This window comes from Fictibacillus sp. b24 (assembly GCF_030348825.1).
Taxonomy (GTDB): Bacteria; Bacillota; Bacilli; order Bacillales; family Fictibacillaceae; genus Fictibacillus.
The window spans coordinates 1,394,434-1,408,912 of record NZ_JAUCES010000005.1; the positions used below are offsets into that span (position 1 = coordinate 1,394,434).

The window sequence follows — 14,479 nt, forward strand, 5'->3', positions numbered from 1 at the left end:
ACACATCTTATGGAATATCGCACACATCAATGTGGTAAGATTACTGAACAAATTATCGGTGAAAAAGTAACAATTACTGGCTGGGTACAAAAAAGACGTGACTTAGGCGGTTTGATCTTCATTGATCTTCGTGATCGTTCTGGAGTTGTACAGATCGTCTTTTCACCTGAAGTATCAGCAGAAGCTCTAGAAACAGCTGAAAAAGTAAGAAGTGAGTATGTTCTTACTGTAACTGGTACTGTAATCGAACGTGATCCAAGTACAGTTAACCAAGTTATGGCTACGGGTAAGATCGAAATCTCTGGTGAAGACATTAAAATATTGAACAGCGCAAAAACACCTCCTTTCTCCATTAGCGAAGATATGGATATTACAGAAGACGTACGTTTGAAATACCGTTACCTAGACTTGCGTCGTCCGGTTATGCAAGAAACGATGAAGATGAGACATGAGGTAACTCGCTATATCCGTAACTTCCTTGAGAATGATGAATTTATGGAAATGGAAACACCGATGCTTACGAAGAGCACACCTGAGGGAGCACGTGATTATCTTGTGCCGAGTCGTGTGCATCCAGGAGAATTTTATGCACTTCCGCAGTCTCCACAATTATTTAAGCAGCTTTTAATGGTTTCTGGTTTTGAAAAATACTATCAAATCGTTCGCTGTTTTAGAGATGAGGACTTGCGTGCAGACCGCCAGCCGGAATTCACACAAGTCGATATCGAAACTTCTTTTATGGGTCAGGAACCACTTTTATCTATGATGGAAGAGATGATGACTGGGTTATTGGAAAAAGTAAAAGGTGTTGAGATTCCAAAGCCATTCCCAAGAATGACATACAAAGAAGCTATGGACCGCTATGGTTCAGATAAGCCCGACACTCGTTTTGGTTTAGAGCTCATTAACGTTTCTGAAATTGTGAAGGAGTCAGGTTTTAAAGTATTTGCTGCAGCAGTTGAGAACGGCGGGCAAGTTAAAGCGATCAACGTTAAAGGAAAAGCAGCGAGCTATTCCAGAAAAGACATCGACGGACTTACTGAATTTACAGCAGTATACGGAGCAAAAGGTCTAGCTTGGATGAAGGTTGAGGCAGAAGGCTTAAAAGGGCCGATCTCTAAATTCTTTAACGAAGAAGATGCAGCAAACCTTACAAGTGCCCTTCATGCAGAAGAAGGAGATTTGCTTTTATTCGTAGCAGATAAGCCTTCAGTAGTAGCAGACAGCTTAGGTGCTCTCAGACAAAAATTAGCGAAAGACCTGGATCTTATTGATCAATCAAAATTCAATTTCTTATGGGTCGTTGATTTCCCGCTTGTGGAGTACGATGAAGATGCAGATCGCTTTGTTGCTCTTCACCATCCATTTACAATGCCAAAGACAGAAGATCTTCATTTAATGGATTCGAACCCTGCTGAAGTAAGAGCTCAAGCATATGATTTAGTTCTTAACGGTTATGAGTTAGGCGGCGGATCACAGCGTATCTATCAGCGTGATGTTCAAGAAAAAATGTTTAAAACATTAGGGTTCACTGAGGAAGCGGCACGTGAAGAGTTTGGCTTCCTTTTAGAAGCTTTTGAATATGGAACACCTCCGCATGGCGGAATTGCTCTAGGGCTGGATCGTATGGTAATGCTATTAGCTGGCAGAACTAATTTAAGAGATACGATTGCATTTCCGAAAACTGCTTCTGCTTCATGCTTGCTGACCAACGCACCATCAAAGGTGAATGATAAGCAATTAGATGAACTTCACTTATCGGTTAAAATGAAGCAAGAGACCAAGTAAATGAATATTTAGAAAAATACGAATTGTTTTTTACGGAGACACATTTTGTCTTGTATTTGATATCTTCGTATGATAGTATGAATTTAAGCGATGGGTCCTATGGTGACCGTTAACAACCCGAAAGTTTTGAGCCAACATTAAGTACTAGGGAGTTTGTGTTTTCTCACAGCGTCCATGCCCTGAGAGATAGGGGACGGACAAAATGCGAAACAGGACACCCACCTGCGAGAGCAGGTTCAAAACTAAGGGAAAACGGCATTTTTGGGGCTCATTTTTTTGTGCGAAAAAAACCAAGTAAGCATATTGATTTTGTTTCCAAAAGTGGATATGCTGATAAAGATGCATTTTCTTTATATATGTGCACGCTGAAAGGAGATTTCGTTAGTATGCTTTATCAATTTTCAAGAAATGAACTTGCGATCGGAAAAGATGGAATCGATGTTCTGAAAAACTCAACTGTTGCTGTTCTAGGAATCGGCGGAGTAGGTTCTTTTTCAGCTGAAGCTCTTGCGCGTTCAGGAGTCGGCCGTTTGATCCTTATCGATAAAGATGACGTTGATATCACAAATGTGAATCGTCAAATACATGCTCTAGTTACGACTGTTGGTCAACCAAAAGTAGATCTGATGAAAGAAAGAATCGCACTTATTAACCCTGATTGTGAAGTTATCGCTCTTAAGATGTTCTATACAGAAGAAACGTATGAACAGATCTTTGAATATGGACTGGATTTTGTAGTTGATGCATCAGATACGATCTCCTATAAAATACATCTCATGAAGGAATGTTTGAACCGCAACATCCCTATCATCTCAAGCATGGGTGTTGCGAACAAACTAGATCCGACGCGTCTTCAAATTGTTGACATTTCAAAGACAAGTTATGACCCAATTGCTAAGGTTATCCGTCAGCGTTTAAGAAAAGAAGGGATTACAAAAGGAATTCCGGTTGTTTTCTCAGATGAAAAACCAGTACAAATTCGCGAAGAAATCCGCAAAGAGATTGTACCTGAGAACGCGCCTGGCATTCGTAAAGCTAAAATGCCGCCTTCTTCCAACGCGTTTGTTCCGTCCGTATCAGGACTGTATATGGCTGGATATGTGATCAATAAAATTATTGAGAAAAATAACATTAAGATTGAAAGAATTCGATAAATGCTAGTGGAAAAGGTTCTGTTTCAGTTGGATCAGGGCCTTTTTTGTATTTGTTTGGGAGATTTTAGTTAACTAAATACTTTTAATTACTAAAAGGTGAATCATCATTCTTTTAAGACGGACACTGATAGAAAGAGTTCATGTGTAATGGACATCTCATTTCTTTAAGGGGTAATCTCGATTAATTCCAAGGTAATTGCAATTAATTCCGCTTATAGCTTCAATAATTCCGCGTATAAAATTTTTTATCCGATTTTCAATAAATATCCACAAACTCCAACGAAAAAAACGACTCACCCGGGCTGAGTTGCACCCTTGTGAGTCATTTAAACGTTATTTTGCTAGTTTCTCCAGATTTCCGTTCTTATCCATACGGAAGCTTACGTTTGGATTTGTTTCCTCATCTTGGAACAGCACCATTTTTCTTGCTCGATCCATTATTTGAATAAGAGCTTGATAATCTTCCTGAACCGTTTGATGCTCTTTTTCAAGAACGGCAAGCTGTTCTTTCATCACTTTATTTTGCTGCATCAATTCGTTCATCTGCAATCGCAGTTCCATATTTTCCTGAACGAGTTTACCGCTTGCCATTCCGTTTCGTTTTAATCCGGTTAGGAAATCTATCACTTCATCTAATGTAACTCCATCTCTATTACTAGGTTGTGGCTGGCGATTAGAGTACGAAACTGGCGATGCTGCATGTGTATTAGAAACTTCAGAAACTGGCGGTGCTTCAGCTGCTTGCTGCTGAACATAGCTCGCTGGAGTATGAGCTGCAGGTGTTGCTGCAGACGTTGAAGCTGCAGTGTTATTATCATACGTATATGGTGTCTTAAAAAACTCTTCAGGATGATAGGTTTCATCATCATGCATCTGTGGTGTTTGAACCTGCTGAATTGGCTGAACAGGCTTTGCTGTAGGCTTAGGCTGCTGTTGCTGCGATCTTGCCAACGCACGCTGACGCTCTTTTCTTTGCTTTTTAGCAATCTTTAAAGCTTGTTCGTATTTTTTTCTAACGATTGCATTCCATCGAAAGCCAACGGCTGCACTCGTTCGTTCTAATTTATCTCCAACCTCTTCAAAAGCATGCAACTGCGTACTGCCTTCACGGACATGGCGCAAAACCGTTTCGGCCAGCAATAGATCGTCTTCTTCTGACCATGCGTCCTGTCTGATTTTTGACACGGTAATCCTCTCCTTAGCTACAAAAATATTCATTTACTATTTACATGTTTACCAATGAGAGAGAATCCTATACACAGAAGCAGAGAAATTTTGCTAGTTTGATAAGTTAGAACAGCTCATAATGCAGTCAGAATAAGAAAACCGTTAAAAGTCTCATAGATTTACTGTCCTTTTTTCTTTCGTTCATTGAAGTAGTCGAGACGTTTTTTGATATTTTTTTCAAAACCGCGTTCAGTAGGTTCATAAAAAGTCTTGCCTTGCAGATGACGCGGCAAATATTCCTGCGGTACATATCCATCTTCAAAGTGATGAGGATATTTATAGTCTTCACCGTGCTTCAATTCTTTTGCCCCTTTATAATGAGCATCACGCAGGTGGATTGGAACAAGGCCAGTTTTTTCTTTTTTTACAGCGTCAAGTGCCTTATCGATTCCTGTTATCACTTTATTGCTTTTTGGAGCAGTTGCTAAATAAAGTGTTGCTTCCGCAAGCGGGATACGCGCTTCAGGCATTCCTGTAAAATCTGCCGCATAACTTGCAGCGTGGGCAACCAACAATGCGTTAGGGTCAGCTAATCCGATATCTTCAGCGGCATGCACAAGCAGACGGCGTGCAATAAATCGCGGATCTTCTCCGGCATAGATCATTTTAGCAAGCCAGTAGAGAGCGGCATCTGGATCAGAACCGCGGATGCTTTTGATAAAAGCAGAGACTGTATCATAGTGGTTGTCTCCTTTTTTATCATATTGAAGCACTCTTTGCTGTATGGATTCTTCAGCGATCTCAAGTGTGATATTGATGGTGCCATCCTTATCTGGTTTTGTGGTCAACACAGCAAGTTCTACGGCATTAAGTGCTGTTCTTGCATCACCGTTCGCAATAGAAACGATATGATCTTGAGCATCTTTTTCCATGTTAATCGGATGCTTACCATATCCTCTTTCTTTATCGGAAAGAGCTTGAACGATGACTTTCGCGATATGCTCGTCAGTTAGCGGTTCAAAGCGAAACAATCGTGATCTTGATAAGAGAGCGGGATTGATCTCGAACATCGGACTTTCTGTTGTGGCACCTATTAAAATAACACTGCCATCTTCTACATAAGGAAGAAGAGCGTCCTGCTGACTTTTGTTGAAGCGGTGAATTTCATCGATAAAGAGCACCGTCTTCTTTTCCTCTAACAAAAGCCGTTCTCTTGCTGCTCCCATGATCACTTTTAAGTCTGCCACTCCAGAAGTAACGGCATTTAACTGCTCAAACCATGCTGATGTTGAGTTCGCGATAATTTTAGCTAAAGTGGTCTTGCCTGTTCCAGGAGGACCGAAAAAGATCATGGGAGTAAGCTGATCCGCTTCGATTGCCCGCCTTAACATGCGGTTAGCAAGAGGTCTTTTTAAGGAGTGAGAGCTTTCGTCTTTATAAGAAAACAAGTCCATTGATATTTCACCCTTCCGTACACTTGTTCTAGTCGTCATATGACAATACTATACAACAGTACGTCATGCAAGGTGAAATCATTTCATGCTATAATAAGCTTTAGATTTATGAAAAGTAGTAAGATCAGACAACTTAATAAGGAAGGATTTTGCATAGTGAAAGACCAAAAACATTCAAGATGGAACAAATTTTTGTTTCAGTGGTCTGTGTTTTTTGTGGGACTGTTTATTATGGCCTTCGGAATAGCTCTTATGATCAAGGCGAACTTAGGAAGCGCTCCATGGGATGTACTTCATATCGGTTTGTTTTCACAGTTCGGGTTATCGATTGGAACGTGGTCGATCATTATGGGCTTTTTCGTTATTTTTGCAACATCATTATTAACCAAAAAGATGCCTCAGTCAGGTGCTTTTTTAAATATGGTGTCTGTTGGCTTGTTTATTGATTTTTATTTATGGCTGCCTTTTTTCCATGATCCTATAACGTGGGTTGGAAAATGGCTTTTCCTTATAATTGGAATCCTGATATTAGGCTTTGGCATCGGACTCTATATTTCATCAGAGTGCGGAGCTGGACCGAGAGATAGTTTAATGCTCGCTCTTACCGAGAGATCAGGTATGAAAGTTTCAAACATTCGTCTATTTATGGAACTCATCGTTCTTTTCTTTGGATGGATGTTAAAAGGACCGATTTCATTCGGAACCATTATTTTTTGTGTAACAATTGGAGCAATCGTAGGCAGAACCCTTCCGTATTGCCAAAAGTTAGTGAAGTTTGTATTAGAACGGAGTGAACAATTTGAAAATATCAACAAAGGGCCGGTACGGATTAACCATCATGATGGCATTAGCAAAGAGATCAGGTGAGGGTCCTATCGCGTTAAAATTAATCGCAAAAGAATATAGTCTTTCTGAACACTATCTGGAGCAGCTTATTGCACCTCTCAGAAATGCAGGTCTTGTTAAGAGTATAAGAGGTGCTTACGGAGGTTATATTTTAGCTAAAGAAGCTTCAACGATTACAGCTGGAGACATCATTCGAGTTCTCGAAGGACCGATCTCTCCGGTAGAAGTAATGGACGATGAAGAACCGGCTAAACGCAACCTATGGATTAAAATCCGTGATGCAGTAAAAGACGTATTAGATTCTACAACACTCGAAGATTTAGCGAATTATGAAGACGAGGGCGGACAGGACGCTTACATGTTTTATATATAGGAAGGAATGGAGTAATGAAAAACGTATATTTAGATCACGCTGCAACATCTCCTGTACATCCTGAAGTGGTTGAAGAGATGATTCCGTATCTTACCGAACATTTTGGAAATCCTTCAAGTATTCATCAATTCGGCAGACGAGTTCGTAAAGTACTTGATGATGCAAGAGCGGCCATTGCAGAATCGATTGGTGCGTCCAGAAATGAAATCATTTTTACAAGCGGTGGTACCGAAAGTGATAACCTTGCAATCTTAGGTGTCGCTTCTGCTTTGCAAGGTAAAGGGAAACATCTTATAACAACTCATATTGAACACCATGCAGTTCTTCATACTTTTCATGAACTTGAAAAGAGAGGCTTTGAAGTGACCTACTTACGGGTTGATGAAAACGGACAAATCTCTCTTGAGGAGCTGCAGGAAGAAATAAGAAATGATACGATTTTAGCTTCTATTATGTTTTGTAACAACGAAACAGGTACATTGCAGGATATTGAGTCGATCGGCAACGTATTAAAAGAAAATGGGATCATTTTTCATACGGACGCTGTTCAGGCATATGGGCTTGTATCAATTGACGTTAAGAAATTGAGCATTGATCTCTTGAGTGCTTCTGGTCATAAAATCAACAGTCCAAAAGGCACTGGTTTTCTTTATGTAAAAGAAGGCACTCCATTTATTCCACAAGGTTTCGGAGGAGAGCAAGAGCGAAAACGCCGTGCAGGAACAGAAAACGTAGCAGGAATCCGAGCTCTTCATAAAGCAGCTGTTCTTGCTGAAGCAGAGCGCAAAGATCGTTACGCGCAATATCAAGAATATAAGGAAACAATGAAAAAGATCTGGGATCAAGAGGGAATTTCTTATGTCGTAAACGGAAGTGAGAAAAGTACACTTCCACATATACTCAACGTTAGTTTTTCTGGAGTAAAAACAGAAGTTCTTCTAGTTAATCTAGATTTAGCGGGAATAGCTGCATCAAGCGGATCGGCTTGTACAGCAGGTTCGCATGAGCCTTCGCATGTATTAGCAGCGATGTTTGGAGAAGTTGAACGGACAAAGTCATCGGTTCGATTCAGCTTCGGATACGGCAATAATCTGGAAGATATTGAGTATGCGGCTATCGAGACAGCAAAAATCGTGAAACGTTTAACAAAATAAGTTACAATGTTTGTCATATGAAAGAAATGAGGTGGACAGTATGCAAACGGAATTAAACAAAAAGGCACCTCAAGATACACGAGTAGTTATTGGAATGAGCGGCGGTGTTGATTCTTCAGTTGCCGCACTTTTATTAAAAGAGCAAGGCTATGACGTTATCGGAATCTTTATGAAAAACTGGGATGATACCGATGAAAACGGCGTCTGCACAGCAACAGAAGATTACAACGATGTGATAGCGGTCTGTAACCAGATCGGCATTCCATATTACGCGGTGAATTTTGAAAAAGAATACTGGGACAAGGTATTCACGTACTTTTTGGAAGAATATAAAGCAGGAAGAACGCCTAATCCTGATGTAATGTGCAACAAGGAGATCAAATTCAAAGCATTCCTTGAGCACGCCATGAATTTAGGTGCAGATTATGTAGCGACAGGCCATTACGCACGTGTGGCTGAAATAGATGGTGAAGTAAAAATGCTTCGCGGTGTTGATGAAAATAAGGACCAAACGTATTTCCTTAACCAGCTTTCACAAGATCAGCTTAAAAGAGTTTTGTTCCCGATCGGTGAGTTAAAGAAGCCTGAGATTCGCAAGATTGCTGAGGAAGCGGGACTTGCCACTGCCAAGAAAAAAGATTCCACTGGCATTTGTTTTATTGGTGAAAGAGACTTCAAAGAATTCTTAAGTCAGTACTTGCCTGCAAAGCCTGGTGAGATGCAAACGTTTGAAGGCGAAGTGAAGGGCAAGCACGATGGATTAATGTACCATACGATTGGGCAGCGTCACGGCCTCGGTATTGGTGGAAGCGGAGATCCATGGTTTGTTGTCGGGAAGAATTTGAAAGACAATGTGCTGTACGTTGAACAAGGATTCCATAATGACAAACTTTACTCAGATAGCTTGAAGGCAGTAAAACCGAGTTTTGTTTCGGATAAACCTGTACCTTCTGAATTCAAATGTACAGCGAAGTTCAGATACCGCCAGCCTGACATGGGGGTAACTGTTCATGTGATGGAAGACGAAGCTCTTCATGTTGTTTTTGATGAACCACAGCGCGCGATTACTCCCGGACAAGCTGTTGTGTTTTATGACGGCGATGTTTGCTTAGGCGGCGCAACGATCGATACAGTGTACAAGAACGATAAACCAATCACGTATTTATAAGAATGATAAAAAAACTGGCTCATAAGGCATAATGACCTTTCTTAGCCAGTTTTTTTGCGTTATTAAGGATTTGAAGGGCATTAGACTTTCTTTTTATAAGCAAATTGTTGGTGGTGCTCGTGCAGCGGCATAACTATGCTCGCTGCATGAGCGATTCCAGAGATTTATGAGCGATTCCAGAGATTTATGAGCGATTCCAGAGATTTATGAGCGATTCCAGAGATTTATGAGCGATTCCAGAGATTTATGAGCGATTCCAGAGATTTATGAGCGATTCCAGAGATTTATGAGCGATTCCAGAGATTTATGAGCGATTCCAGAGATTTATGAGCGATTCCAGAGATTTATGAGCGATTCCAGAGATTTATGAGCGATTCCAGAGATTTATGAGCGATTCCAGAGATTTATGAGCGATTCCAGAGATTTATGAGCGATTCCAGAGATTTATGAGCGATTCAGAGATTTATGAGCGATTCCAGAGATTTATGAGCGATTCCAGAGATTTATAAGCGATTCCAGAGATTTATGAGCGATTCCAGAGATTTATAAGCGATTCCAGAGATTTTTCTAAACCCATCACGCCAAAGCATCCAGAAAAACTATGCGTCATCCAGCACGATTTGTTATACTTTTGAAGGAAATCAAAAGTGGGGGAATACAGATGGAACCTTCAAAAGGTCTTGAATATTTAAAAAAAGGGAAGTTTGAGGAAGCGGCAAAAAGCCTCGAAGCAATGATTGAAGCCGATCCTCAAAATCCAGTTCATTATATTAACTTTGGAAATCTGCTTTCTGCAGTTCATGAACATGAAAAGGCAATTCAATTTTTTGATAAAGCCTTGTCGCTTGATGAAAGTGCTGCAGCAGCATTGTATGGTGCGGGTATTGCTTGCTATCATTTAGAGGAATTTGCCAAAGCGGCAAAACTATTTCAAGAAGCCATAAAAGGCGGTATGCAAGATAGCGATACTCACTTCATGACAGGTATGTCTTTCGTTTCGCTCGGTGAGAACAAGCTGGCTTTTCCATACTTGATGAGAGCGACGGAACTTAACAACGAAGATCAAGAAGCACTGTTTCAGTTTGGTCTGTGTCTAGCGAGAACTGGTGATATCCAATCAGCTTTAAACACGTTTGAAAAAGTTGTACAGGTTGATAAAAACCATGCAGATGCATGGTACAACTTAGGCGTTACACTTAGTTATTTTGACCGAAACGATGAAGCACTTCAAGCCTTTAAAAAAGCGCTCGACATTCAACCTGACCATTATTTAGCAGGGAACGGAAAAAGAAATATCGAAAGTAAGAATACAAACCATTAAAGGGGGTGCTTTATGGCACAGCAGCCTTCCTTTCATTTAGACGACGATGAAACACAAGAAACGTCCCGATTTATAAAAGGTACGTTGATTGCTACTGTTTATCATCAATCGGAAAGCCTCTACACCGTTGCACGAATTAGGGTGAAAGAGACAAATGAAAATTATAACGAAAAAGAAGTCATGGTTACGGGAATTCTTCCGCCTTTACGAGAAGATGAACTGTATTTATTTTATGGCAAATTTAAAGATCATCCGAAATACGGTAAGCAATATGAAGTCGAATTTTTTCAGAAAGAGATGCCGCAATCAAAAGAAGCAATGGTTCAATATCTCTCCAGTGATTTGTTTAAAGGAATCGGAAAGAAGACGGCAGAACATATTGTTGAAGTAATGGGCAATGATGCGATCACCAAACTGTTGGAGTCTCCGGAATACATTAGCCAAATTCCAAAGTTAACAGAAGAACAGGCTAAAAACTTACAGGAATCACTTTTGCAGAACAGAGGATTAGATCAAGTGATGATGGCGGTCCAGCCCTATGGAATTGGTCCTCAGCTCGCTATGAAGATTTTTCAAACGTATCAGGATGAGTCGGTTACTGTCATCAAAAAAGAGCCTTATCGCTTGATTGAAGATGTTTCTGGAATTGGATTTCATCGTGCTGATGAAATCGCAAAGGGAAATGGTATGCAAGTCAATCATCCAAAACGAATACAAGCTGCTTGTCTGTTCGTGCTTCGTGATCAAGGTACAGATCTCGGGCACTCGTATTTGCCGATGGAAGAACTGTTAGAGGGTGTGAGAAAGCTTTTAGCAGATGGAAAGAACACTGTCGATGAGATGAGTATTTTTAGAGAGATTCAAGATATGGAGACCGAACAGCGTTTGATTGTAAAAGAAAATGTTGTATATTTGCCAACCCTATATTTCGCAGAGCGTGGATTTGCTCAAAAGATGAATCAATTATTACATACTCAGCAAAACGATTATCACATTAAAGATGAAAAATTGGAATCTAAGCTATCAGCTCTTGAAAAAAGACTCAACATGAAATATGCAAACAGTCAAAAAGAGGCTATTAAAAAGGCACTAACCTCTTCATTAATGGTGCTCACTGGTGGGCCAGGAACGGGTAAGACCACCGTTATCAAGGGAATCGTTGAACTTTATAGCGAAATTCATGGTGTGAGTTTGAACCCTGATGATTACAGAGGAAAAAAAGAACCTTTCCCTGTTTTACTCGTTGCGCCAACAGGCCGTGCTGCAAAGCGTATGACTGAATCAACAGGAATACCGGCGCATACAATCCACCGTTTATTAGGGTGGAAAGGCGGCGGGAATTTTGAAAAGAATGAAGATGAACCCATAGAAGGGAAGCTATTGATCGTTGATGAAATGTCGATGGTCGATATTTGGCTTGCTCATTCCTTATCGAAAGCACTGCCGCAGCATATCCAGATTATTTTTGTAGGTGATGAAGATCAGCTGCCATCTGTTGGGCCAGGTCAAGTATTAAAAGACCTGCTTCAATCCGAACATATTCCACATACACGATTAGTGGATATTTACAGGCAAGCTGAAGGGTCATCCATTATACGATTAGCTCATGAAATGAAAAATGGAAAAGTACCTGATGATCTCTTGATTCCTCAAAGCGACAGACGGTTTTTTCCATGTTCTGGTGAACAAGTTTTTCAAGCGATTCTTCAAGTTTGTGAAAATGCGATAAAAAAAGGATACACTTCAAGAGATATTCAAGTATTAGCTCCTATGTATAAAGGGTCAGTGGGTATCGACCGATTGAATGTTGAGCTTCAGCGCCTTTTTAATCCTGAGAAACCAAAACAGCGTCAACTGCAAGTAGCTGATGTTTTTTACCGAAAAGGAGATAAAGTTCTTCAGCTTGTCAATCAGCCAGAGGATCAGGTTTTCAATGGTGACATTGGTGAGATCGTAGCTGTTATTTATGCCAGAGAGAATACGGAAAAAGAAGACCAGATTGTAATCAGCTTTGACGAAATCGAAGTAACGTATAAAAGAAGTGAATTTAATCATTTCACACATGCTTTTTGCTGTTCGATTCATAAGTCACAGGGAAGTGAATATCCGATCGTGGTTCTTCCGGTTTTAAAGAGCTATTATAGGATGTTAAAGCGCAACTTGCTTTATACAGCAATAACAAGAAGTAAAGAGTACTTAATTCTATGTGGGGAACAAGAAGCTTTTAATTGGGCAGTTCAGCGCTCAGATGAATTGGAAAGATTCTCAGGATTGAAACTTCGTCTTCAAGAAACGCTGCTGGAAAAAGATTTAATGAATGAGACCCTTCTAAACGAAACAAACTAGAAATGTTCGGGAGATGTAATATGTCATCTCGTCGGACATTTCTTTTTTATTTCTATGAGTCATGATTCTTCAAAACCAATAATTGCGTATATTTTCTCTGTATTCGGGACACCCTTGTAAAAGTAAAATTTTAAAGGAGCGAGAGCAAGTGGAATGTCCGAACTGCAGTAGAAAAGATATTGGGAAAATCGGTGTAAACCAGTATTATTGCTGGAACTGTTTTATTGAGCTTTCCATTGTTAAAGGAAGACTGTCCCTTCATCAAGTGGAAGAAGACGGCTCTCTAACTTCACTAGATGATTTATTTGAAGATCAAGATCTGACTTATAGAGAAAGCACATCATAATTGTAAAAACTCTAATGTCGAGGTGATACAGCATGAGCAGGACGATGAGTTCTCTTTTCGCACTTGGTATTGGAGCGGCAACATATGCGATGAGAAACAAGAGGATGTCTAGAATGTCTAAAATGAACTACAATTTTTCCGATATCGGTGATCTTTGGACATCAAGACGGGTAAAAAGAATCCGCAAAAGAGTCGCAAAAGCTATTTATTAAAGTACGTAAGCCCCGTCTCAAACAAGGACGGGGTTTTTTAAAGAAAAGGGTGAGTGTATGACAAGAGACAGTAGAATGAAGTGGGTTTACAGACTGACCCTTTCTTTATTATTGTTTTTATGTTTGTTTCTTTTAATGAAACTTTACCCTCTGTACGAACCATTATGGAAAGCTATAAAAGGAATATTCCTGCCCTTTTTTCTAGCTGCTCTTATTACATATCTGCTGCATCCTGTCGTTGAATACGTGCATGAAAAAGGGCTGCCTCGATTTGTTGCGATCTTAAGCATCTATCTCTTGTTCTTTGGAGGATTAGGGTACGCAGCTGTTAAAGGGTTTCCTTATTTTATTGTGCAGATGAAACAGCTGTTAGAAAATGTGCCTGCCCTTGCAGAAGATTACAAAGACCTTTTATATAAAGTTGATAAAGGAACTTCGGCACTTCCACATTCTGTTCATTTAAAAATCGAAAATTACATTGGGAAAATGGAGACTAACGCTCAAAATATTTTGACCAATGCAATCTTTTCTTTGCGGAAAATTGTAGATTACTTCTTTGTGATTATCGTTGTTCCATTTTTAGTGTTTTATTTTCTAAATGATTTTGAGAAACTAAAAAAAGCACTTTGGTTTATTACGCCAAGAAAATACCGAAATGAAGGCAAGAACTTGATAAAAGATATCGATCAATCCCTTGGAGGGTATATAAGAGGGCAGTTATTTGTTGGAGCCATTTTAGGGGCAGCAGCGATGGTAGCTCTGTGGTTTGTGGGTATGCCATATCCCATCCTATTAGGTCTTGTTATTGCGATAACAGACATCATTCCGTACTTCGGTCCGATCTTAGGTGCCATTCCAGTCATCCTGATTGCCTTAACGATATCTTGGAAGATGGTCTGGATAACTGTTGGAATCATGCTTGTTTTACAGTTCATCGAAGGCAATATTTTAGGCCCTTTTATCGTAGGACGAAATCTTCATATCCATCCCGTTTTTATTATCTTTTCTCTATTGCTTGGAGGAGAGCTTGCAGGAGTGCCCGGAATGATTCTTGCCGTTCCTATTTTTAGTGTGATTAAAGTGGTTGTCATTCATATTAGGGAACATCGGCTCAGACATCCGATTGACAAGTCAGAATAAATAAACGTAT

General features: G+C 40.0%; 13 protein-coding genes and 1 other RNA gene. 12 read left to right on the plus strand and 2 right to left on the minus strand.

Features of this window, described 5'->3' with window-relative positions:
• Nucleotides 1–9: 9 nt before the first annotated feature.
• From aspS to QUF49_RS07075, 3 genes are all read left to right on the plus strand, one after another.
• Complete coding sequence (aspS, locus tag QUF49_RS07065; RefSeq protein WP_289495005.1) at nucleotides 10–1,788, plus strand: aspartate--tRNA ligase; 1,779 nt, start codon at nucleotides 10–12, stop codon at nucleotides 1,786–1,788.
• Between the two features lie 91 nt (nucleotides 1,789–1,879).
• Nucleotides 1,880–2,060, plus strand: a non-coding RNA gene (ssrS, locus tag QUF49_RS07070) — 6S RNA.
• A 114-nt stretch (nucleotides 2,061–2,174) separates the two neighbouring features.
• Nucleotides 2,175–2,942: a tRNA threonylcarbamoyladenosine dehydratase gene (locus QUF49_RS07075; protein WP_289497598.1), complete on the plus strand. Its 768-nt coding sequence runs from the start codon at nucleotides 2,175–2,177 to the stop codon at nucleotides 2,940–2,942.
• Between the two features lie 333 nt (nucleotides 2,943–3,275).
• Here the strand turns inward: QUF49_RS07075 and QUF49_RS07080 are convergent, their stop codons facing one another.
• The gene (locus QUF49_RS07080) at nucleotides 3,276–4,127 is read right to left on the minus strand and encodes an RsfA family transcriptional regulator (protein ID WP_289495006.1); all 852 of its coding nucleotides are present in this window, start codon (nucleotides 4,125–4,127) and stop codon (nucleotides 3,276–3,278) included.
• Nucleotides 4,128–4,288: 161 nt separating this feature from the next.
• On the minus strand, nucleotides 4,289–5,563 hold the full coding sequence (locus tag QUF49_RS07085) for a replication-associated recombination protein A (protein WP_289495007.1): 1,275 nt from the start codon (nucleotides 5,561–5,563) through the stop codon (nucleotides 4,289–4,291).
• Between the two features lie 156 nt (nucleotides 5,564–5,719).
• Between QUF49_RS07085 and QUF49_RS07090 the strand changes: the two genes are divergently transcribed.
• The 9 genes from QUF49_RS07090 to QUF49_RS07130 all read left to right on the plus strand — a co-directional run bounded on the left by QUF49_RS07090 (nucleotide 5,720) and on the right by QUF49_RS07130 (nucleotide 14,469).
• A complete protein-coding gene (locus QUF49_RS07090) occupies nucleotides 5,720–6,430 on the plus strand; it encodes a YczE/YyaS/YitT family protein (RefSeq protein WP_425590456.1) in 711 nt (236 codons plus the stop codon).
• Nucleotides 6,363–6,782 carry a cysteine metabolism transcriptional regulator CymR gene (gene cymR, locus QUF49_RS07095; protein ID WP_066239593.1) on the plus strand — a complete coding sequence of 140 codons (420 nt, stop codon included), beginning with the start codon at nucleotides 6,363–6,365 and terminating at the stop codon, nucleotides 6,780–6,782. Before QUF49_RS07090 ends, cymR begins: the two co-directional genes overlap by 68 nt.
• Before the next feature lie 14 nt (nucleotides 6,783–6,796).
• A complete protein-coding gene (locus tag QUF49_RS07100) occupies nucleotides 6,797–7,936 on the plus strand; it encodes a cysteine desulfurase family protein (RefSeq protein ID WP_289495008.1) in 1,140 nt (379 codons plus the stop codon).
• A 40-nt stretch (nucleotides 7,937–7,976) separates the two neighbouring features.
• Entirely contained in the window at nucleotides 7,977–9,104 is a 1,128-nt protein-coding gene (gene mnmA / locus QUF49_RS07105; protein ID WP_289495009.1) for a tRNA 2-thiouridine(34) synthase MnmA, read from the plus strand.
• 661 nt (nucleotides 9,105–9,765) lie between these two features.
• A complete protein-coding gene (locus QUF49_RS07110; protein WP_289495010.1) occupies nucleotides 9,766–10,425 on the plus strand; it encodes a tetratricopeptide repeat protein in 660 nt (219 codons plus the stop codon).
• A gap of 12 nt (nucleotides 10,426–10,437) precedes the next feature.
• Nucleotides 10,438–12,771: an SF1B family DNA helicase RecD2 gene (gene recD2, locus QUF49_RS07115; RefSeq protein ID WP_289495011.1), complete on the plus strand. Its 2,334-nt coding sequence runs from the start codon at nucleotides 10,438–10,440 to the stop codon at nucleotides 12,769–12,771.
• 148 nt (nucleotides 12,772–12,919) lie between these two features.
• Complete coding sequence (locus QUF49_RS07120) at nucleotides 12,920–13,117, plus strand: hypothetical protein (protein ID WP_066240196.1); 198 nt, start codon at nucleotides 12,920–12,922, stop codon at nucleotides 13,115–13,117.
• Nucleotides 13,118–13,149: 32 nt separating this feature from the next.
• Entirely contained in the window at nucleotides 13,150–13,329 is a 180-nt protein-coding gene (locus tag QUF49_RS07125) for a DUF3918 domain-containing protein (protein ID WP_289495012.1), read from the plus strand.
• 75 nt (nucleotides 13,330–13,404) lie between these two features.
• Nucleotides 13,405–14,469 carry an AI-2E family transporter gene (locus QUF49_RS07130; RefSeq protein WP_289495013.1) on the plus strand — a complete coding sequence of 355 codons (1,065 nt, stop codon included), beginning with the start codon at nucleotides 13,405–13,407 and terminating at the stop codon, nucleotides 14,467–14,469.
• Nucleotides 14,470–14,479 lie beyond the last annotated feature (10 nt).